Source organism: Pseudomonas sp. 008 (genome assembly GCF_016861935.1).
Classification (GTDB): Bacteria; Pseudomonadota; Gammaproteobacteria; order Pseudomonadales; family Pseudomonadaceae; genus Aquipseudomonas.
Map to the genome: position 1 here is coordinate 420,269 of NZ_BOMA01000001.1, position 21,873 is coordinate 442,141.

Sequence of the window (21,873 nt, forward strand, 5' to 3'; positions counted from 1 at the left end):
CTCTACTCGGGCTCGCTCCCACAAGGGGGTTTGTGTGCCTTCTCGACCGCCCACCAGCGCGGCAGTAATTGCTTGACCTTACTCTCGCCAAACCGGTCGTCGATCAGCATCACCACCCCTTGATCCTCCCGCGTACGGATCACCCTTCCTGCCGCCTGCACCACTTTCTGCACACCTGGAAACAGGTAGGTGTAGTCATAACCGGCACCGAAAATCGCCGCCATGCGCTGTTTCAGTTGCTCGTTGACCGGATTGAGTTGCGCGAGCCCCAGGGTGGCGATGAAGGCGCCAATCAATCGGGCGCCGGGCAAATCGATGCCTTCACCGAACGCGCCACCCAGCACTGCAAACCCGATGCCCTGCCCGTCGGCGGTGAACTGGTCGAGAAAGTCCTGACGCTGCGCTTCCCCCATACCCCGGGACTGCGACCACAGCGTGATCTGCGGATACCGCTCGGCCAGCAACTGCGCCACTTGCTGCAAATAATCGAAACTGCTGAAAAACGCCAGGTAGTTGCCGGGGCGTTGGCTGAACTGTTTGGCGATCAGCTCGACGATGGGCGCAAGGGACGCTTGACGGTGGACGAACCGCGTGGAGATCTGGCTGACGATGTGCACTTGCAGCTGATCGGCGTGAAATGGCGATTCTACATCGATCCAAACCGTGTTCGCCGGGGTGCCCAGCAGGTCGGCGTAGTAATGCCGAGGGCTCAAGGTCGCGGAAAACAGCACCGTGCTGCGCGCTGCGGTCAGGCGCGGGCGGATGAAACCGGCGGGTACCACATTGCGCAGGCACAGCTGCGACAGATTGCGCTTGCGCTCGAGGTCACGCTTGCTGATGTCGAACAGGAAATGCTCGTCGAACAGTTCAGCCACGCGGCCGAATTGCAGCATGTCGAAGTAAAAATTCTGCAACCCGCTGTCCAGGCCCTGAGGGTGATCATTCAGGTAGTCGCCGATGCTCGCGCAACACAAGGACAAGGCCTGAAGCAGTTTTTCCGGGGCTTTGTCGTAGGCCTGATAGGGGCCGAGTTGCTGATCGTGCAAGGCATTCCATTCACGATTGACTCGCTGCAAGGATCTCTTTAACGACTCGGGCGCGGTTTTTCGTACGCCGTTCAAAGTCGCCTGGTCGAGACTGGCGCTGTACATCTGCCGGCCGCGCTCCACCAGGTTGTGGGCCTCGTCCACCAGCACCGCGACGTTCCAGTTATTGGCCTGGGCCAGCCCGAACAGCAACGCGCTGAAGTCGAAGTAGTAGTTGTAGTCGGCGACCACCACGTCCGCCCAGCGGGCCATTTCCTGGCTCAAGTAATAAGGACAAACCTCGTGCTGCAGGGCAACCTCACGCAAGGCACTCTGGTTCAACAGGCTCAATTGACTGGCGGCCTGACGCGCGTCCGGCAGACGATCATAAAAACCCTGCGCCAACGGGCAGGATTCGCCATGACAGGCCTTGTCCGGGTGCTCGCAAGCCTTGTCCCGGGCGATCATCTCGAGGACTCGCAACGGCTGCGCATCGGCGCTGTCGAGGATCACCTGAGCGGCGTCCAGCGCCAATTTGCGCCCCGGGGTTTTCGCCGTGAGGAAAAACACCTTGTCCAGTTGCTGCGGCGCCAGGGCCTTGAGCATCGGGAACAGCGTGCCAATCGTCTTGCCGATACCGGTCGGTGCCTGGGCCATCAGACAGCGGCCGGTGCTGACCGCCTTGAACACCGATTCGGCCAGATGCCGTTGGCCGGGGCGAAAATCGGCATGGGGAAAGCTCAGCTGTTGAGCCGCCAGATTGCGCCCTTCGCGATGGGCCATTTCCTGCTCGGCCCAGTGCAGGAACAACCCGCAGTGGTGCTCGAAGAACAGCTGCAAGTCGGCGGCGCTGAAGGTCTCGACCAGACAGGTTTCCTTCTCGCTGACGATGTCGAAGTACACCAGAGCCAGGTCGATCTGCGCCAAATCCAGTTTCTGACACATCAACCAGCCATAGACTTTCGCCTGCGCCCAGTGTAACTGCCGGTGGTTGGCCGGTTGCTTGCTCAGGTCGCCCCGGTAGGTTTTGATTTCTTCGAGGCAGTTTTGCCCCGGATCGTAGCCGTCCGCCCGGCCTTTCACGCTCAAGGTTCGATACTGGCCCTCAAGTGTGACCTCGTTCTGGTAACCCTCGCTGCGTCGTGACGCCACGGTGCGATGGCCGACAATGCCTTCCAGCGCGGTTGGCGACGGGGTGAAGCGCAGGTCGAGGTCGCCGACCTTGGCGGTGAATTCACACAACGCCCGCACCGCGATGCTGTAGCTCAAGCGCCCTGCTCCACCCATTGCACGTAGCAAACGGCAATCGGCATCTGGTGCTCGTGACAGAACTCCAGCCACCGCAATTGGTTGTCTTGCAGGCGATCGCCGGGGCCTTTGACTTCGATCATTCGGTAGGTCTTGTGTTGCGGCCAGAACTGGATCAAGTCCGGCATGCCGGCGCGGTTGGCCTTGATGTCGAGCAGCAGTCGATTGAACCAGTGCTTGAGGTGTTCGGCGGGCAGACAGTCGAGCGCCTGCTCCAGCAGTTCCTCGCTCAGCGCGCCCCAGAATACGAACGGCGACTGCACGCCCCACTTGGCGCTGTAACGCTCGCGGATGGTCTGGGCGTAACGCCCGTCATCGAGTTCGGCGAGGCAGGCCTGGAACAGCTCCGCGCGCCGCGCATGAAAGTCTTCGTTGTGCAGGTCCACCGGCCCGCGCTGGAATGGGTGAAAAAATGCCCCCGGCAACGGGGCGAAGATCGCCGGCCAGCACAGCAACCCGAACAGCGAGTTGATCAGGCTGTTCTCGACGTAATGCACCGGTGCCGACTCGTCCGCCAGATGCGCCTGAACGTAATACTCCACCGACAATGCCGGGTCGTGCCTGGGCAATTGCAGGTCCAGACGCTGCATGGCCCGCGGGGCTGGCCGCTTGATCGGCGGCCCGCCCAGTTTGCGCCGCAGCCTGGGCAACACACGCAATAAATGCTGATGTTCGGTGGCGCTTTCCGGGGTTTGCTCGGCGTGGCTCGCCAAATCCATGGCCAGTTGAAATTCACCACAGCGCTCCAGCACGCGAATCAGCCGCAGGCGTGCGCCGGGATAGGCGCAATCGCGGTAGAGGCCCAGGGCGGTGGAAAAATCCGCCATGCGCTCGCAGTGTTGAGCGATCTGGAACAACAGCTTGGCCCGACGCCTTTGCAGCCAGGGATTGGCGAGTTCCAGCCCGTTGATCTGCTCGACAACCACCGCCACCTCTTCACCGGCCTCAAAATGCTGCTGACAGCTGTGCAGGAACAGGCAGGCGTCGACGTCTTCGCGACTGCGCAAGCCTCGGGATTCGGCGCAAAACTCGACTTTTTCGTAGGTGTAGATGCCCAGGTCAGCCAGAACGAATTCCGACCAATCCTGGTAAAGATTGCCGAAGAACATCAGGCGCAACCGATCGCACAGGCCCATGACGGTCAGGCTGAACAGCCGGTCATCCAGTGCCGGGCACCACTGGGCAAAACTTTGCTCTTCAGGAAACTGCTCGCTCAGGGCCGGCAGCCAATCGCTCTTTTTGCCTTTCGGTTGATCGATGGCATCGCCAAAACACTGGAGAATCTCGGCCTTGAGCAGCACCTCGAACACCTCCTCGACAGGCAGCGGCAACTGCTCGTCGATCCAGCCCAGGGCCAGTAGCGGCTTAGCGGCGCTGGCGATGTCGCCGATTTCGACGTAACTCAGTTTGCCGACCCTGAAATGCACGCCCTTGCGCATCACCAATCTGACCAACAAAGCCTGGGACTCGCGGGGCAGTCGATTGAAGTCGCGGATGAAATCCTGCTCTTCGATGCTGAGTACATCGGCATAACGATGCTCAAGCCAATCAAGCACTTGCATGAAGTTGTTCAAGTAATAGAACGGGTCATCGAGCGGATTTACAATCACGGGCAATCGGGCCATGGCAAGCGAATACTGGTTATGCGTACAGATACCAGCTATGCCCCACCCGGTGCAAACGGAAAAGGATAAGTGGCGACGCTATCGGGCAATTTTCGGGTGACCATCGAACTTTCTGCCATTCCATCGCACCAACCGCGTTAGAAGCACAGTGAGGATTGATCTCGAATGAGGCGTTCGCATTGTTTTTATTGAGTGATGGAGGTGTGTATGAATATCAAGACTCTGGGTTTGCCCCTGGCGGTAGCGGCCTTTCTGGCCCTGACCGGTTGCTCGACGCCAACAGTCGTGACCCTGCAGAACGGCACCCAGTATTTGACCAAGGACATGCCGAACACCAAGGGCAAGGATGGCTTCTTCGAGTTCGAAGATATTTCCGGGGCGAAAGTGAAAGTCCGCGCCGATGACGTGGCCACGATTCGCAAGGAAGACTGATCCCTTGCGTTCGGCCGTAGCAGCTGTCGAGCCTGCGAGGCTGCGATCGGCGACGAAGTCGTCGTAAATCCTGCCCACGGTTTAGCTGAAACACCGCAGTGCCTGATCTCACGACTGCTGCGCAGCCGAACGCAGTCTCGCAGGCTCGACAGCTGCTACACAAGGAGTGCGTCGCAGGCTTTAAAGCGCTTGCGCGATCGCCTTGCCGACCTCCTGAGTCGAGCCCTTCCCGCCCAGGTCCGGGGTGATCGGTCCCTCGGCAATCACCCGTTCGATCGCCTGCAGAATCCCGTCGTGCGCAGCGCGATAGCGCTCATCGCCGTTGCCCAGAAAATCCAGCATTAACGCGCCGGACCAGATCATCGCGATCGGGTTGGCGATGTTGCGCCCGTAGATGTCCGGGGCCGAACCGTGCACCGGTTCGAACAGCGATGGAAAACGCCGCTCGGGATCGAGGTTGGCCGACGGCGCAATGCCGATGGTGCCGGCGCAGGCAGGTCCCAGGTCGGACAGAATGTCGCCGAACAGGTTCGACGCCACCACTACATCGAACCGGTCCGGTTGCAGTACAAAACGCGCGCACAGGATGTCGATGTGCTGTTTGTCCCAAGTGATGTCCGGGTACTGCGCGGCCATCAATGCCGTGCGTTCGTCCCAGTACGGCATGCTGATGGAAATCCCGTTGGACTTGGTTGCCGCCGTCAGGCGTTTGCGCGGTCGGGTCTGGGCCAGGTCGAAGGCGAACTTGAGAATCCGGTCCACGCCGCGTCGGGTGAACACCGACTCTTGCAGCACGAACTCATGTTCGGTGCCTTCGAACATCTTGCCGCCGACCGAGGAATACTCGCCCTCGGTGTTCTCGCGGATCACTACGAAATCGATGTCCCCCGGTTTGCGCCCGGCCAGCGGGCACGGCACGCCGGGAAACAGACGTACCGGGCGAATGTTCACGTATTGGTCGAAGTCGCGACGAAACTTCAGCAGTGAGCCCCACAAAGAAATGTGGTCCGGCACCTTGTCCGGCCAGCCGACGGCGCCAAAGTAGATCGCATCGAACCCCTTGAGCTGGTCGAACCAATCGTCGGGCATCATTTGCCCGTGTTCCAGGTAGTAATCGCAGTGAGCCCAGTCGAGCACTTCGATGCTCAGCTCCAACTGCCACTTCTTCGCGGCTTGCTCCAGTACCCGCAACCCTTCCGGCAGGACTTCCTTGCCGATGCCATCGCCGGCAATCGCGGCGATTCTGAATGGTTTACTCATCAATCATGCCTCGCAAAATGGCTGTGCAATCGTTGCCGGGTTACAGCCCACCGATATGGAAAGCTTTGACTTCAAGGTATTCATCCAGCCCGTACTTGCTGCCTTCACGACCCAGCCCAGACTGCTTGATGCCGCCGAACGGCGCGACTTCCATGGAAATGAGCCCGGTGTTGAGGCCGACCATGCCGAACTCCAGCGCCTCGCCGAACCGCCAGGAACGGCGTAAATCCTGAGTGAAATAGTAGGCCCCCAGACCAAAAGGCGTGGCATTGGCCAAGGCCAGCGCTTCGGCCTCAGAGGTAAACCGCATCAACGGCGCCACCGGGCCGAAGGTTTCTTCGTTGGCCAGCAGCATGCCGGCGTGGGTGTCGCCAAGGACGGTCGGCTGAACGAACTGGTTGTCGCCCTCGGGAATGCCGCCACAGAGCAAACGCGCACCCTGGCTCAGGGCATCGTCGATGTGCCGCGCGACCTTGCTCACCGCCGCCGGGTTGATCAGCGGGCCGATGGTCACGTCGGCGTCCAGACCATTGCCGACCTTGAGTTTGCCCACCTCCTCCACCAGTCGCTGGGCGAAGCGTTCGTAGATGCCATCCTGCACCAGAATGCGGTTGGCACAGACGCAGGTCTGCCCGGCGTTGCGGAATTTGCTGAGCATGATCCCGGTTACCGCCTGCTCCAGGTCGGCATCGTCGAACACAATGAACGGCGCGTTGCCGCCCAGTTCCAGGCTCAAGCGCTTGATGTGTTCGGCACTCTGGCGCATCAGCAGTCGACCGACCGCAGTGGAGCCGGTGAAGGAGATCTTGCGCACCGTTGGGTTGCCGGTCAGTTCTTCGCCGATGCCAGCGGGCATGCCGGTCAGCACGTTGAACACCCCGGCCGGAATGCCGACGCGTTCGGCGAGTACCGCCAGGGCCAGGGCCGACAGCGGGGTCAGGTCCGAGGGTTTGACGATGATCGGGCACCCGGCGGCCAGGGCCGGCGCGCACTTGCGGGTGATCATCGCGTTGGGGAAATTCCAGGGGGTGATCGCGGCACACACGCCGACCGGTTGCTTGAGGGTCAACAGGCGGCGGTCGCCGCTGGGGGCCGGCATGGTTTCGCCATAAACCCGGCGGGCCTCTTCGGCGAACCATTTGACGAACCCGGCACCGTAGCGGATTTCACCCTTGGCTTCGTTCAGCGGTTTGCCCTGCTCGCAGGTCATGATCAAGGCGAGGTCGTCGAGGTTGTCGATCATCGCCTGGTACCAGCGCTCCAACAGCGCCGCCCGTTCTGCCGCAGGCCGTGCGCGCCACGCCGGCCAGGCCCGCTCGGCGGCTTCGATGGCGCGTCGGGTTTCTGCGCCCTGCATGGCCGGCACCCGGGCAAGCAACTGGCCGGTGGCCGGGTCGATGACGTCCAGGGTCGCGGCGTTATCGGCGCCGATCCACTGCCCGTCCACATAAGCGAGTTCTGCCAGAAGGCTGGGGTCTTTCAAACGATTCTTGAGCATGGTCGAGTCCTGATCCGAGACATTTCCAGTCTAGGGAGGTGCCACGGATAAGGATGCTGAAAGCGTTTGATGGGCAGTGTTGGATGCTGAAATTCGCGGTGGGACGGCAGGCTCTACCGAAAAGCAGAAATCAAAAGATCTTGACGATCTCAAAGTTTCAGGGAGCCCAGCAATCCCTCCAGAAACCGCTCCCCAGCCTGCATCTGGCTGATCTCGATGAACTCGTCCGGCTTGTGCGCCTGTTCGATCGAGCCCGGGCCGCAGACTACTACCGGTACATCCAGACGCTGCTTGAACAACCCGCCCTCGGTGCCGAACGAGACTTTGGCGGTGCCGGTGTCCGGCGCGGCGAAGTTTTTCAGGAAGCGCACCGCTTCAACGCTCGGGTGGGTATCGAGGCCCGGATAGACGTTGAGGGTTTCGATCTCGATGTCTGCCACGCTGGACAGCTTTTTCGCCTCGCGCACGATCGCTTCTGCACGCTCGCGCATCTGCTCCAGGAACTGATCCAGATCGTCCGCCGGCAAGTTACGTACCTCGAAATCCAGGGTGCACAGGTTCGGCACGATGTTCAGCGCCTTGCCGCCGACAATCTGCCCGACGTGCACGGTGCTGTAAGGCACGTCGTAATCGGCATCCTGCGCGCCCTGCTCTTGCAGTTGCTGCTGGCTCTGACGCAGAGCCGCGATGAAATCGCAGGCCACGTGAATCGCATTGACCGAACGCGGCGCCAACGAGGAATGCGCTTCCAGGCCACGGCAGTAAGTGCGGTAAGACCCCTTGCCCTTGTGCCCCAGCACGAACTGCATGTTGGTCGGCTCACCGATCAGGCACAAAAACGGCCGCACTGGCGCCAGGTGCAGCACGTCGAGTAAACGTCGTACACCGACGCAGCCGGTTTCTTCGTCATGGGACAAGGCGATTTGCAGCGGTCGGCTCAACGAATGGTCGGCGGCATCGAGCATGGCGTCGATGGCCAACGCGATAAACCCCTTCATGTCGCAACTGCCGCGCCCGTAAATCCGCCCGTCCTGCACCGTCGCCTCAAACGCCGGCAAGGTCCAGGCCTGGCCTGCCGCCGGCACTACGTCGGTGTGGCCGGACAACAGAATGCCCGGTAACTCTTTAGGGCCGGTGCTGGCGAACAGGTTGGCCTTTTTACCCGTTTCGTCCTTGACGATCAGTGACTCGATGCCCTTGGTCAGCAGCAAGTCGCGTACGTACTCGATCAGGGCCATGTTCGACTCCGAAGACACGGTGTCGAAGGCCATCAGGCGTTTGAGAATATCCAGTACACGGGGTTTCATGAGGCCCTGCTCCTTTGCTCAGTTGTCCGTTGCTCGGCTGAAGGGGTGAACCGGCGGATCGAGAACGGCTCAATCGAAGTGCTGGTGCTGCCGGTGCTGATCAGTTCGGCCATCACGTCGCCGACGCCTGGGCCGAGCTGGAAGCCATGACCGCAGAAGCCGAACGCATAGTACAAACCGTCAACGTTGCCGCTGGGGCCCATCACCGGCAGGGAATCGGGCAAGTAGCCTTCAATGCCGCTCCACACGCGGATGATGTTCAGGTTGCCGACGCCCGGCAGCAGGCGACGCATCTGGTCCATCTGATTGAGAATGCTGCGCGGCTCGACATAGGCGCGGCGGTTGAGCATGTCCGGTTTGCTGCGGTAGCCGCCACCGATGATGATGTTGCCGCGCGGGATCTGGCGGAAGTAGATCACTTCTTCGGGGATCTTGGTGTACACGCCGATCACCGTTGGCAAGGCGTACGGCACCGGTTCGGTCACGGCCATTTGTGGGCCGTTGGTATCCAGCGGCACCGGTTCGCCGAACTGCGCCGAGAGTTTCTGGCCCCAGGCGCCGGCGGTGATCAGCAAGCGCTCGGCGCCGAACTGGCGGCCGTCGGTGGTGGTCACCGTGAACTCGCCGGCAGTTTTCTGCACCTCGGCGACTTCAGTCTGTTCCTCGATCCGCGCCCCGAGGCGGCGTGCCGCCCGGGCAAATGCCGGGGCTGCCAGACGCGGGTTGGCGTGGCCGTCGTGGGGCGCGTAAGAGCCGCCCTTCACGTCCGGCCCGAGGAACGGAAAGCGCTGGTGCAGTTCGGCGCCACGATAGATTTTCAAGTCCAGTTGCGCCGCCTCGGGCGCCGCCGCGTAGGCTTCCAGCTCCGGGATCTCATCCTCGCGGTAACACACGCGCATGTGCCCGCTGGCAATGAATTCGAGGTCGTCATCGATCAGCTCTGGCAAGCGTTTCCACAGCGCCCAGGAACGGTTGGCCAATTCCAGTTGACCGAGGAAGCGCCCCTGACGCCGGACGTTGCCGAAATTGACGCCGCTGGCGTACTGACCAATCTGGTCGCGCTCCAGCAGAATCACCGACTGCCCGCGCTGGCGCAGGAAAAACGCCGCCGCCGAGCCCATCAGGCCGCCGCCGACAATCACTACATCGGCTTTGTGTAGTGTCATGGCGACACCTCCTCGGTGAGCATCGAAAGGGGTTTGACCGGCGCCTGTCCACGCTGCCGACCGACCTGTTGCACACTGACGCCTGCCGCCGCCGCGATCACTTCGGCCCCGGCCTGGGAGCAATAACGCCCCTGGCAGCGGCCCATGCCGACCCGGCTGAAGGCCTTGGCCCGATTGACTTCACAGGCCCCCTTCTCGCTCACGGTACGGCGCAACTCGCCGGCGCTGATCATCTCGCAGCGACAGACGATGGCTGAGTCCGGCAAGGCTTTGGCTTGCGCCGCCGGCCAGGGAAACGCCTGGGCCAGGCCGAGGCGAAACTCATCCATCACCGCCAGCGCGTGGCGTTGTTCGTCGCGCAAACCGGCGTTCACCGGTTGCTGCAGATCCTCCAGCAACGCCATCGCCACCAAGCGCCCGGCATGTTCGGCGGCATCGGCCCCGCGAATCTTTGAGCCGTCCCCGGCGGCATACACACCGTTGACCGAGGTGCGGCCCTCTTCATCGACGGCCAGCCACCACTGGCTGGAGGCCTCATCGAAGCGCATGCGACAACCGGCCAGATCGGCCAGTTGGGTTTCCGGGCGCAAGTGATAACCCAGGGCCACGGCGTCGCAATCGACCGTCAGGGTTTCGCCTTTCGCCGTGCTGATCCGTACACCACTGACCCCACTGGCGGCGTCACCCAGCACTTGCAGAGGGTTGATCCCCAAGTGCACCGGGATTTTTGCCCGGTACAACTGCGCCAGTAGTTTCAATCCGGTGAACAGCACGCCAGGCCGAGCCAGCAATTTCGGCAAGGCGCCCATGCGTTTGATCAACGGCGAAGTGTCGAGCACCGCCGCCACATTCGCGCCTGCTTTAACGTATTGGCTGGCGACCAGATACAGCAACGGCCCGCTGCCCATGAACACCACGCGGTGGCCGATGGAAACCGCCTGGGACTTGAGCGCGATTTGCGCCCCGCCAAGGCTGTAGGTGCCTGCCAACTGCCAGCCTTCGATCGGCATCAAGCGGTCGGTGGCGCCGGTGCAGAGGATCAGCGCATCGTAATCCACCGTCGAGTGCTTGCCCTGGCTGACGCAGCACAATTGCCCCGGCGTCAGGTTCCACACCAGCGTGTCGGGGCGGTAGTCGATTTGCCCGCGCAATCGGTCGAAACTCTGGTGCAGATTCTTGGCCTTGGCCGCTTCGGTGCCATACAAGGTGGCGTAGTCCCGGGTAAAACCTTCGGGCTGGCGCCGGTAGATCTGCCCGCCATCCCGGCGATTCTCATCGATCAGGATCGGTTTCAAGCCAGCCGCCAGCAGCGTTTCGGCACAGCGAATGCCGGCCGGCCCGGCGCCGACAATAACCACTCGTTGAGCGCTCAGCCGTGCAGTGGCCATATTGCCTCCGGTTGTGTGGTGACGATGTCCAGCCCTTCGCGGACTTCATTGGAACAGGCGCGCAAACGCTCGCCACTGCGGGTCCAGACCCAACAATCCTGGCAGGCGCCCATCAGGCAGAAACCGGCGCGGCGGCCCGAGTCGAATTCCGATTGGCGCAGCGCCGAGCCCTGGGTCAGCAACGCGACCATTAATGTGTCGCCCTGCAACGCCTCAATGGGCGAACCGTCCACCGTCAGCTTGACGGTCGGCCGGCCCTGCTCGGCCAGCCTCACAAAACGCCCTTTCATGCATAAGCTCCCAGGCTCATGGTGGATAAACCCTGCTGTGTTTTCAGCAACTCGGCACTGTCGTGATGACAAAGAATTTCGCTACCGCCGTCGATGATCCGCCGGTTCGGCGCGGTGCGATTGCACAGACCGTCGACCCGCACCGGGCAGCGACTGAGAAAGGTGCACAGCTCTGGCACATTGGCCTTGGCGCCAATCGGCGGCAGCGTGCCGCAGGTGGTGCCGCAGTTTTCCAGCCAGCCCTGACGCAGTTCCGGCACCGAATGGATCAACAGGTCGGTGTAAGGATGGAACGGTGCCTGGGCAAACGACTGCCGGCTGCCGGCCTGAACCTTGTGGCCGCTGTACATCACCACAATGTCGTCGCACAGCGCGCGCACCGTGGAAATGTCATGGCTGATGAACAGGTAGGACACGCCCAGTTGCTGACGCAGGTCGCGCAGCAGTTCGAGAATCGCCGCGCCGACCACGGTGTCCAGCGCCGAGGTCACCTCGTCGCAGAGGATCAGGTCCGGTTTGGCTGCCAGGGCTCGGGCCAGGTTGACCCGCTGCTTTTGCCCGCCGGAGAGTTCATTCGGACGGCGTTCGGCCATGGCGCGCGGCAAGCGCACCAGGTCCAGCAGTTCGCCGATACGCTCGCGCAGCGCGGCGCCCTTGAGGCCGAAGTACATTTTCAGCGGACGGCTCAGAATAGTGCTGACGCTGTGCATCGGGTTGAGTGCAGTGTCGGCATTCTGGAACACCATCTGAATCCGGCGGAACTGCTCATCGGTGCGCTCGGACAGGCTACCGCCCAGTGGCTGGCCATCGAAGGTCAGGCCGCCCAAGGCCGGCGTCAGCAACCCGGCCACCACCCGCGCCAGGGTCGACTTGCCGGAGCCCGACTCACCGATCACACCGATGGCCTGGCCCCGGCGTACGGTCAGGTCGATGTCTTCGAGCACGCGAATCGACGGCATGCCTTGCAGGTTCTTGTTGCCGTAACCGGCGGTCAGCCCCTGGATGGTCAGCAGCGGTGTTTCTTCAGCGATGCCACAAGGTGGGCGGATCGTCGTGTCCGGGCGGGCCGCCAGCAGCAGGCTGCGGGTGTATTCGTGGGCCGGGGCCTTGAGCAGCGGCGCGGTGGCGCTCTGCTCGAAAATCTGTCCACCGTTGAGCACCACAATCTGATCGGCCATTTGCGCTACGACCGCCAAATCATGGGATACATAGACCGCCGTCGCGCCTCGCTCGCGCACCACCCGCTTGAAAGCGCGCAGCACGTCGATCTGCGTCGTCACGTCGAGGGCGGTGGTCGGCTCGTCGAGCACCACCAGCAGCGGATCGCTGATCAGCGCCATGGCCGCCATTACCCGTTGCAACTGCCCGCCGGATACTTGGTGCGGGTAACGCTGACCAATGTGATCGGGGTCCGGCAAGGCCAGATCGCGGAACAGTTCGATGGCTTTGGCTTCCAGCACGGCCCGGCTACCCAGGCCGTGAATCAATGCGCCCTCCACCACTTGATCGATCAGTTTTTTCGCCGGGTTGAACGCAGCGGCGGCGCTCTGGGCAATGTACGACACCCGATTGCCGCGCAGGCCTTGCAGTTCGCTTTCACTCAACGCCAGCATGTCGTGCTCGCCGACTTGCACCACGCCGGACGCCAATCGACAACCGCGTCGGGCATAGCCGAGCAGCGCCAGGGCGATGGTGGTCTTGCCGGAGCCGGACTCACCGATCAACGCCAGCACTTCACCTTTGGCCAGGGAGAAGCTCACGCCCTTGACGATTTCCACCTCGCCACGCTCGCCGCAAGCGACCACGCGCAGGTCTTCGACTCGAATCAAATCACTCATTTCAATGACCTCCCGTACGTCGACTACGCCGTGACGACAGTCGGTCGATGAACAGATTCACGCCGATGGTCAGGGTGCCGATGGCCAGCGCCGGAATCACGATGGCCGGCGCGCCCTGATTGAGGCCGCCGATGTTCTCGCGCACCAGCGAACCGAGGTCGGCATCCGGCGGTTGCACGCCGAGGCCGAGGAAGCTCATGCCACTGAGCAGCAGCACGATGAAGCCGAAGCGCAGCCCCAGATCGGTCAGCACCGGGTTGAGCATGTTCGGCAGGATTTCCACGCAGGCGATGTACAACCGACGCTCGCCACGGGTGCGGGCCACTTGCACGTATTCCAGCGCTTCGATGTTCACCGCCATGCTGCGGGCGATGCGGAACGCGCCAGGGGTGAAACTCAAGACTGCGGTGCAGATCAGCAACAGCACCGAAGAACCGAACGCCGAGACCATGATCAACGCCAGCATCTTGCTCGGGATGGAGATAAAGGCATCCATCAAACGGCTGATCACTTCGTCCAGCCATTTCGGCGACACCACCGACAGCAGCGCACATCCGGTCCCCAGCGTGCTGGCCAACACCGCTGAAATCAGCGCCAGGCCCACGGTGAACCGCGCGCCGACGAGAATGCGGCTGAGCATGTCGCGGCCCAGGTAATCGGTGCCCAACGGGTAAGCCACGCTGAGGCTGTCGAACACGTTATCGGAGACCACTTCACCCACCGGGTGCGGCGCCAGCCACGGACCGAAGATCGCCACCAGCAGCCAGATCACACACATCGCCGCCCCGACCAGGCCAAGCCACGACGGTCCATGGGCGACCTTGCCCAATGCCAGCTCGGGCCCTGCAGGCGCCGATTTCGCCATGAGATCGTTCATTGGTTTCTCAGCCTCGGATTGGAAAGAATCGCGCACAGGTCGGCAATCAGCACCAACCCCAGGTACGCCGTACAAAACAGCATGGTGCAGGCCTGAACCAGCGCCATGTCACGGTTGGTCACGGCATCGACCATCAGGCTGGCGATGCCGGGGTAGTTGAAGATCGTCTCGACGATCACCACCCCGCCCAGCAGGTACGACAGGCTCAGGGCGATGGCATTGGCAATCGGCCCGATGGCGTTGGGCAAGGCATGGCGCAACACGATCCGCACCGGGCTCACGCCCTTGAGCCGGGCCATTTCCACATAGGCGCTGTCGAGCTGATCGATCACCGCCGCCCGGGTCATGCGCGCCATTTGCGCGACAATCACGCAGCACAGGGTCATCACCGGCAAGGCGTAGGTGCGCATGAATTGCCAGGGTGAGGTGATGTCGCTGGCATAGGACAGCGCCGACAGCCAGCCCAGGTTCACCGCAAAGATCAGCACCGCCAGGGTCGCCACCAGAAACTCCGGCACGGCGACCAGGGCCAGGGTGATGAAGCTGAGGACACTGTCCATGCGCCCGCCCCGGCCCATGGCCGAGCCGATGCCGATGATCAGCGCCACCGGCACCGACACCAGCGCCGTGACGGCCGCCAGCATCAGTGTGTTGGGCACCCGCCCGGCCATCAGCTCGCTGACCGGCAAGGCATTGGACACCGATTGCCCCATGTCGCCGCTCAGCAGATTGATCAACCAATGCAGGTAACGCACCACACCGGGTTGATCCAGCCCCAGTTTCAGGCGCAAGGCCGCCACCTGTTCCGGCGTGGCGAATTGCCCGAGTGCCTGTTGCGCCGCGTCCCCCGGCAATACCGCCGTGATCGCAAACACGACCATAGACACGATCAACAAAGTCACAATCGCCGCGCCCAGGCGCCGGCCGATCAACCACAGTGTGTTGCTATTCATCGCCCTACCCTCATGCAATAGCCCCGCTTACGCCCGTGTGCGGCCGATCAGGCATCGAGCCAGACCTGTTCGGCGAACATGTAGCCCATGAAACCGCCGAGGGGGTTGCTGCCGTAACCCTTGATGCGCTGATCGACACCGTCGATGTTGCTGATGAACACCGGCACGCCGATGCCACTGTGTTCATGCACCAGGGCCTGCATGTCGCCGTACATCTTGCCGCGCTTGGCGTCGTCGGTTTCACCGCGGGCGAGCATCAGCAGTTGGTCGAACTGATCGTTCTTCCAGCCCGATTCGTTCCATGGCGCGCTGGACTGGAAGAACTGCGAGAACATCACGTCGGCGTTCGGCCGTGGGTTGATGTTGCCGAAGCTCAGCGGGTGCTTCATCCAGTGGTTGGACCAGTAGCCGTCGCTGGGCAGGCGGTTGACGTCGAGCTTGAGCCCGGCCTGTTTCGCCGATTGCTGCAACAGCACGGCGATGTCCACCGAACCGGTTGCGGCAGGCGATGCCACCAGCGGCATGCTGATGCTTTCCATGCCGGCCTTCTTCAGCAGGAATTTGGCTTTTTCCGGGTCGTAGGCCCGCTGCGGCAGGTCGGCGTTGTAGTAGCGCGAGCCAGGGGAAATCGGATGGTCGTTACCGACGACGGCAAAGCCACGGAACACCGCGGATTTCACTTGTTCACGGTCCAGCAAATACTTCATCGCCTGAGTGAATTCGGCGCTTTTACCCGGCAACTGGTCCTGACGGATGATCAAGTCGGTGTAGTTGCCCGACGGCGCATCGACGACCCGGTGTTTGGCGCTGGCCTTGATCCGTGTGGTCGAGCGCGGGTTGACCTCGTTGATCATGTGCACGTCGCCCGACAGCAGCGCGTTGACGCGTGACGGTTCGTCGGCAATCGCGATGAATTCGATCTCGTCCAGGTACGGCAGGCCCGGTTTCCAGTAGCCGGTGTTGCGCGCGGCAATCGAGCGCACGCCCGGTTTGAATTCCTTGACCGTGAACGGCCCGGTGCCGATGCCCTGGTTGAAGTCGGTGGTGCCTTCGGGAACGATCAACAAGTGCGACACGGCGAGGATCGACGGCAGCTCGGCGTTCGGCGCGCTGAGGCGGATCTGCACTTCGTGGGTGCCGGTGGCCTTGATCTCTTCGAACTGCGCCATCAGCGGCATGACCTTGGAACCGGTCAGCGGGTCTTTGTGGCGCGACAGCGAGAACACCACGTCGGCGGCGCTCAGGGTCTTGCCGTTGTGGAAGGTCACATCCTTGCGCAGGGTGATGATCCACAGCGTCGCATCGGTGTTATCGATGCGCTCGGCCAGCTCCAGTTGCGGCACCAGGTGGCTGTCGAAACGGGTCAGGCCGTTGTAGAACATGAAGTGACGCACGTAGTCGGTAGACAGCGCGCCCTTGGCCGGGTCCAGGGTGTCGGCGGTGGAACTGGACATGCCGGCGACGCGAATCCGCCCGCCCGGCTTGCCTTTGCCCGGGGTTGCCGCTTCTTCGGCGAACAGTTTGCCGGCGGCGCCGAACAGGCTGCCGGCACCCGCTGCGGCAACACCCGCCACGCCGAGCATTTGCAAGGCGTGGCGGCGCGACATGCCACGGTTGAGGCCTTCGAATACCCGCAGGCTGTCCTGGCCGGAAATCAGTTTCGAGTCGATCTTGTTGTCAGTCATATCAGTTGTACCTGTCGAAAATCAGAAGATTCGAGTGCCCCAGATGTCCGGAGCGTCCTGGAAACGCAAACGACGGTGACGCCACAACATCAACTCAATGCAAATAGTCCTGGAGGCGGTAGTAAGCGCCTACGAACGGCAAGAACCACGGCTTGCCGAAATGCCCGGGAATCGCCGGCCAGTCGAGTTCGCGCCAGGGATTGGCCTCGACTTTGCCGGCCATCACCTCGGCCATCACCTGGCCCATGTGCACCGACATCTGCACGCCATGGCCGCTGTAGCCCATGGAGTGATAAACCCCGCCGTGCTGACCGGCGCGAGGCAAGCGGTCGGAGGTCATGTCCACCAGCCCGCCCCAGCAGTAGTCGATTTTCACCTTGGCCAACTGCGGGAACATCTGCACCATCGCCGCTTGCAGCACCTTGCCGCTCTTGGCATCGGACACGCTGTCGGACATGGCAAACCGCGCACGGCCGCCGAACAGCAAGCGGTTGTCCGGGGTCAGGCGAAAGTAGTTACCGATCATGCGACTGGTGACATAGGCACGCCGACCGGGCAGCAACTGATCGATGAGGAACTGCGGCAGCACCTCAGTGGCGATCACGAAACTGCCGACTGGCACGATCCGCCGCCGATACCAGCCCAGGCCACCGTGCTGACAAGCGCCGGTCGCCAGCAATACTTGCCCGGCGTGCAAAGAACCCTTGGCGGTGTTGACCCGATAACCGCCGGCCTGGGCCTTCCAGTCCGTCACCGGTGTACCTTGATAGATCAGCGCGCCATGACGTGCAGCGGCCTCGGCCAGACCGACGCCGAAGCGCCCGACGTGCATCTGCACGCCGTTGCGCTGCAGCAAGCCGCCATGGAACTGGGCCGAACTCACTTCGGCGCGGGTCTGTTCGGCGTTCAGCAACTCGACCTCGGCATCGACTTCCTTGCGAATCAATTCGCAAGTGCGCGCCAGGCCTTCGTAGTGCAGCGGTTTGGCCGCCAGTTTGAGCTTGCCGTTGCGCTTGAGGTCGCAGGCGATCTGCTCCTGCTCCACCAGGGACACAACGCTCTGTACCGCGCTTTCATAGGCCTGGTAATAGGCCCGCGCCTTGTCGGCACCGAGGCTGGCACTCAGCCCGGCATAGTCCTGGGCAACGCCGGTGTTGCACTGGCCGCCGTTGCGCCCGGAGGCTTCGCCGATCACTCTCCCGGCTTCCAGCACCACCACACTGGCGCCCTTCAAGGCCAGCGCGCGAGCCGCCGCCAGGCCGGTGAAACCGCCACCGACGATGGCCACGTCGACCTGCCCGGGCAATGCGCCGAGCTGAGCACCGGAAAAGGCCGGTGCGGTGTCGAGCCAGTAGGATTCACTGCCCATGTCTAACCCCTTATTCCGTGAAGAGCGCCGTTACCGTTCAACTCAGAGACCGACCAGCGCCGCCAGTCCACCGATGTCGGTGATCTGCTGGTAGCCGTAGAACGCATTGCCCGGAACCTCGTGACCACGGGCGACGAAGGCCTTGTTCTTGATCTTCATGTCGTGGGCCGGCATCAGGTCGTAACGGAAACTGGAAGACACATGCAAGATGTCTTCCGGGCCGCAGTTGAGGTTGTCGAGCATGTACTCGAACGCCGCCAGGCGCGGCTTGTAGGCCTGGGCCTGTTCGGCGGTGAAGACCTTGTGAAACGGTGCGCCGAGCTTGTCGACGTTGGACATGATCTGGCTGTTGCTGGCGTTGGAGAAAATCACCAGGGGAATCTTGTCGGCGATTTTCGACAGGCCGGCCGGCACGTCCGGGTGCGGGCCCCAGGTCGGCACGGCGTCGTAATACAGCTGGCCTTCGCCACGGTATTCGACACCCCAACGCTTGCAGACCCGTGCCAGTGCGGTCTTGAGAATCTCATCATAAGGCCGCCAGTCACCCATGACCTGATCCAGGCGATAGGCGGAAAAATCCTTGACGAATTGATCCATCTGCTCGGGCACCACGCGGTCGGCGAACAGTTCGCGAGTCATCGTGCCCATGTGGAAATTGGTCAGCGTACCGTAGCAGTCGAACGTAATGAATTTGGGGCGTAGAAAGCTCATTGAGTGCGGTCCTGAAGTTCGTTGAGGTCATGGCGCGACAGGTATTCGCTGCGTTTCGGGAGCGGCGATGCAACGCTGCAGCACACCGTCATTACAACACCGTGAAATCAGCAGATGGCGTTAAAAGCGACCTCTGCTTGATACAAACCACCGTTTTAGCCTGCCCCCTCAGCAGACTTTGCGGCTCGCTCCAGCCTTGGGCAAACCCCGTATTTATGCGCTCTTATGGACCCTCATGACTATGCGAGCCTGACGAACGCCCCCATTCACGGCAGAACCTGCGCCGGGCTGAACGAAAACGGGCGCTTCCCTGAGGAAGCGCCCGTTTGGGTGCGGTTTGAACCTTCTCTTGATGACTACCCGGTGTAGCAGCTGCCGAGCCTGCGAGGCTGCGTTCGGCGGCGAAGCCGTCGTGAAATCAGCTATTGCGGTGTGTCATGAAAACCTTGCAAATCGGGTTTACGACGGCTTCGCCGCCGAACGCCGCCGAACGCCGCCTCGCGCTGCTCGGCAGCTGCTACGGGGGCCGTGTTATTGGACGATATCGATCAGCACGCTCTTGAAGCGCAAGTTGGCTTCGAAGGCTTCGCGACCCAGGTCCTTGCCGATGCCGGAGCGTTTGTAGCCACCGGTCGGCAGGATGTAGTCGTTGCTGCGTCCATAGCGGTTGACCCACACCGTGCCCGCCTCCAGCCGCCGGACCAGGCGCAGGGCGCGGTTGATGTCGGCGGTATGCACGCCCGCCGCCAGGCCGTAGGTGGCGTGTGCGGCCAGGTTCAACGCCTGCTCTTCGTCATCGAACGCCTGCACCGTCAGCACCGGGCCGAAGATTTCTTCACAGATCGCCGGGTTCTGATTGTCCAGGCCGGCCAGCAAGGTCGGCTGGTAATAGGCACCGCCCAGCCCTTCGAACAAGCCACCGCCAGTCAGCACTTCGGCCCCGGCCTGGCGTGAACGCTGGACGATGCCGTCGATACGGCTGGCCTGCAACCGGGAAATAATCGGCGACAGCGTGCTCTCGGATGACCAGGTCGGGCCTGGACGCAATTCCTCGAAATACGCCTGCAAGTGTGCAACGAACGGCTCCATGATCGAGCGCTCGATCAATAACCGCGAACCAGACACGCACACCTGCCCGGCATTGCCGGTGATGGCCAGCGCCACGGTGCGTGCGGTTTTCGCGATGTCCGGCACGTCGGCAAACACCAGTTGCGGACTCTTGCCGCCCAGCTCCAGGGTCACCGGTTTCGGCCCCACCAATGCACAAGTGGACATGATGCTCGAACCCGTTGCCGTGGAGCCGGTAAAGGTTACCTTGCCCACCCGTGGATGACGGCACAACGCATCGCCGGTAATCCGCCCATCGCCCTGAACCACGTTGAAAATCCCGGCAGGAATGCCCGCCTGCACCGCCAGTTCGGCAAAGCGCAGGCTGGAAAACGGCGTCAGCTCCGACGGTTTGAGCACCACGGCATTGCCGGCAGCCAGCGCCGGCGCGACTTTCCACGAAGCCATGCTCAAGGGGAAATTCCACGGCGCGATGGCGGCGATCACACCGTACGGTTCGGCGATCTGCATGCCCAGGCGATCGGTCTGGGTCGCCGCGACTTGGCCGCCGTGCTTGTCCGCCAGTTCGGCAAAGAAACGAATGCCCTCGGCGACATAAGGAATGTCCCAGGCGATCACATCTTTATGCGGACGGGTCGAGCCCACCGCTTCCAGCGGCGCCAGCACGGCGACATCGGCTTCGATCAGATCGGCCCAGCGACGCATGACCCGTGCCCGTTCCCGGGGCGGACGGCTGGCCCAATCGCTGCGGTTAAACGCCTGCCAGGCATCGTTGACCGCCTCATCCACCAGGTCGGCATCGGCGATCGGCAGCTGGGCATAGGCCTGACCGTCTGAAGGGCGAACCACCTCCAGCCCCGGTTGGGCGTCGCGGTATTTTCCGGCAATAAAATGAGCGCTGCGCACAGCGATGAGGCGAGGATCGAAGCTATCCATGGAGCACTCCAAAAAGGGACGGCGAGGCGTTTACTCAGGCCTCCATCGTAGAAAAAAAGCCCAAGCATTTGCTGCCGACCTTATGGGGCAATTAAGTAGTAAGTGTGGTCTGCAGGCCTTTGAGGTGAGGAATCTGCCGAATCCTTCCGCCCCCCTTGTCAGGCCTTCACGCAGATGGGATACAGGCATCCTCGCGCCGGAAAACCGGTTGATCGCGCACACTGTAAACGGAGACTCGCCATGTCCGCCTCGCACCCTTCCGCCTATACCTATCGGCCGATGACCGCCGCCGACTTGCCTTCGGCCCATGCCTTGTCTGTTGAGTTGAAGTGGCCCCATCGCCTGGAAGACTGGGCGATGCTGCAGCGGGTCAGCGAAGGTTTCGTGGTGCTCGATGGCGACCGACTGATCGGCACCGCATTCGCCTGCCGGCAAGGCGACTTCGCCACCATCGGCCTGGTGATTGTCAGCGACGACTATCAGGGCAAGGGCATCGGCCGTCGGTTGATGGAACACGCGCTGCTAGCCTGCCAGTCGCGCACGCCGATGCTCAATGCAACCCTCGCCGGCGCACCGCTTTACGCCAGCCAGGGGTTTGTCGAGTTCGGGCGGATTCAACAGCATCAAGGCCTGGCTCAGGCGCCCGCGCTTGAACCGCTGGCAGACGGTGAAGAATGCCGCCCGTTACAGGCCGCGGATCGGGCTCCTCAACTGGCACTGGCCAACGCCGGCAGCGGGCTGGACCGGCAAGCGGTGCTCACGGAGCTGTTTGCGGTGGCCGAGCATTCCGTGGGCATCGAGCGCGACGGTCAGTTGCGTGCCTTCGCCCTGCTGCGCCCGTTCGGTCGCGGTCGTTGCCTCGGCCCGGTCATCGCCGAAAACCTTGAACAGGCCAGACACCTGATCGCGGTGTTGCTGGCCCAGGTGCCGGACGCTTTCGTGCGAATCGACATTCCAGCGGACAGTGGTTTGAGCGAGTGGTTGGCGCTGGCCGGTCTCAAACAGGTCGACACCGTGGCGCAAATGGCACGGGGCACACCGCCGCAAGCGGCCAACGGCGTCCGCCAATTTGCCCTCGTCACCCAAGCCATTGGCTGATCCCGGCGCGCGATGAAGCGAGCGCCTTCCATCACTTTC

The 21,873-nt window shown here is 62.4% G+C and carries 17 protein-coding genes; 2 read left to right on the forward strand and 15 right to left on the reverse strand.

Annotated features, from left to right (window positions below):
- Positions 1-2: 2 nt before the first annotated feature.
- Both JUI81_RS01815 and JUI81_RS01820 read right to left on the reverse strand, forming a co-directional pair.
- Positions 3-2,294: an ATP-dependent DNA helicase gene (locus JUI81_RS01815; protein ID WP_019578982.1), complete on the reverse strand. Its 2,292-nt coding sequence runs from the start codon at positions 2,292-2,294 to the stop codon at positions 3-5.
- Positions 2,291-3,958, reverse strand: a complete 1,668-nt coding sequence (locus tag JUI81_RS01820; RefSeq protein ID WP_204123541.1) for a VRR-NUC domain-containing protein — start codon at positions 3,956-3,958, stop codon at positions 2,291-2,293. Before JUI81_RS01820 ends, JUI81_RS01815 begins: the two co-directional genes overlap by 4 nt.
- Before the next feature lie 207 nt (positions 3,959-4,165).
- Here JUI81_RS01820 and JUI81_RS01825 point away from each other — a divergent pair, with 207 nt between their 5' ends.
- A complete protein-coding gene (locus tag JUI81_RS01825; RefSeq protein WP_019578984.1) occupies positions 4,166-4,390 on the forward strand; it encodes a YgdI/YgdR family lipoprotein in 225 nt (74 codons plus the stop codon).
- A 180-nt stretch (positions 4,391-4,570) separates the two neighbouring features.
- Here JUI81_RS01825 and JUI81_RS01830 read toward each other — a convergent pair whose 3' ends face one another.
- From JUI81_RS01830 to JUI81_RS01890, 13 genes are all read right to left on the reverse strand, one after another.
- Positions 4,571-5,650 carry a tartrate dehydrogenase gene (locus JUI81_RS01830; protein WP_019578985.1) on the reverse strand — a complete coding sequence of 360 codons (1,080 nt, stop codon included), beginning with the start codon at positions 5,648-5,650 and terminating at the stop codon, positions 4,571-4,573.
- A gap of 40 nt (positions 5,651-5,690) precedes the next feature.
- Positions 5,691-7,148 (reverse strand): NAD-dependent succinate-semialdehyde dehydrogenase, encoded by a 1,458-nt coding sequence (locus JUI81_RS01835; protein WP_019578986.1) that lies wholly within the window; start codon positions 7,146-7,148, stop codon positions 5,691-5,693.
- 149 nt (positions 7,149-7,297) lie between these two features.
- On the reverse strand, positions 7,298-8,455 hold the full coding sequence (gene argE, locus JUI81_RS01840; protein WP_204123542.1) for an acetylornithine deacetylase: 1,158 nt from the start codon (positions 8,453-8,455) through the stop codon (positions 7,298-7,300).
- The gene (locus JUI81_RS01845) at positions 8,452-9,621 is read right to left on the reverse strand and encodes an FAD-binding oxidoreductase (RefSeq protein ID WP_204123543.1); all 1,170 of its coding nucleotides are present in this window, start codon (positions 9,619-9,621) and stop codon (positions 8,452-8,454) included. Before JUI81_RS01845 ends, argE begins: the two co-directional genes overlap by 4 nt.
- Positions 9,618-11,009, reverse strand: a complete 1,392-nt coding sequence (locus JUI81_RS01850) for an NAD(P)/FAD-dependent oxidoreductase (protein WP_204123544.1) — start codon at positions 11,007-11,009, stop codon at positions 9,618-9,620. Before JUI81_RS01850 ends, JUI81_RS01845 begins: the two co-directional genes overlap by 4 nt.
- Positions 10,991-11,299: a (2Fe-2S)-binding protein gene (locus JUI81_RS01855; protein ID WP_018925981.1), complete on the reverse strand. Its 309-nt coding sequence runs from the start codon at positions 11,297-11,299 to the stop codon at positions 10,991-10,993. Before JUI81_RS01855 ends, JUI81_RS01850 begins: the two co-directional genes overlap by 19 nt.
- Positions 11,296-13,137 (reverse strand): ABC transporter ATP-binding protein, encoded by a 1,842-nt coding sequence (locus tag JUI81_RS01860; RefSeq protein WP_204123545.1) that lies wholly within the window; start codon positions 13,135-13,137, stop codon positions 11,296-11,298. The genes JUI81_RS01855 and JUI81_RS01860 overlap by 4 nt, the downstream gene beginning before the upstream one ends.
- 1 nt (position 13,138) lies before the next feature.
- A complete protein-coding gene (locus tag JUI81_RS01865; RefSeq protein ID WP_019578991.1) occupies positions 13,139-14,014 on the reverse strand; it encodes an ABC transporter permease in 876 nt (291 codons plus the stop codon).
- On the reverse strand, positions 14,011-14,967 hold the full coding sequence (locus JUI81_RS01870; RefSeq protein ID WP_204123546.1) for an ABC transporter permease: 957 nt from the start codon (positions 14,965-14,967) through the stop codon (positions 14,011-14,013). Before JUI81_RS01870 ends, JUI81_RS01865 begins: the two co-directional genes overlap by 4 nt.
- A gap of 47 nt (positions 14,968-15,014) precedes the next feature.
- The gene (locus JUI81_RS01875) at positions 15,015-16,652 is read right to left on the reverse strand and encodes an ABC transporter substrate-binding protein (RefSeq protein WP_204123547.1); all 1,638 of its coding nucleotides are present in this window, start codon (positions 16,650-16,652) and stop codon (positions 15,015-15,017) included.
- A 94-nt stretch (positions 16,653-16,746) separates the two neighbouring features.
- Positions 16,747-18,021: an FAD-binding oxidoreductase gene (locus JUI81_RS01880; protein WP_028940565.1), complete on the reverse strand. Its 1,275-nt coding sequence runs from the start codon at positions 18,019-18,021 to the stop codon at positions 16,747-16,749.
- A 42-nt stretch (positions 18,022-18,063) separates the two neighbouring features.
- The gene (locus JUI81_RS01885) at positions 18,064-18,732 is read right to left on the reverse strand and encodes a haloacid dehalogenase type II (RefSeq protein ID WP_028940564.1); all 669 of its coding nucleotides are present in this window, start codon (positions 18,730-18,732) and stop codon (positions 18,064-18,066) included.
- 531 nt (positions 18,733-19,263) lie between these two features.
- The gene (locus JUI81_RS01890; protein WP_096480197.1) at positions 19,264-20,736 is read right to left on the reverse strand and encodes an aldehyde dehydrogenase; all 1,473 of its coding nucleotides are present in this window, start codon (positions 20,734-20,736) and stop codon (positions 19,264-19,266) included.
- A gap of 240 nt (positions 20,737-20,976) precedes the next feature.
- On the opposite strand from JUI81_RS01890, the gene JUI81_RS01895 reads away from it, so the two are divergent.
- Positions 20,977-21,834: a GNAT family N-acetyltransferase gene (locus JUI81_RS01895; protein ID WP_204123548.1), complete on the forward strand. Its 858-nt coding sequence runs from the start codon at positions 20,977-20,979 to the stop codon at positions 21,832-21,834.
- Positions 21,835-21,873: the final 39 nt, after the last annotated feature.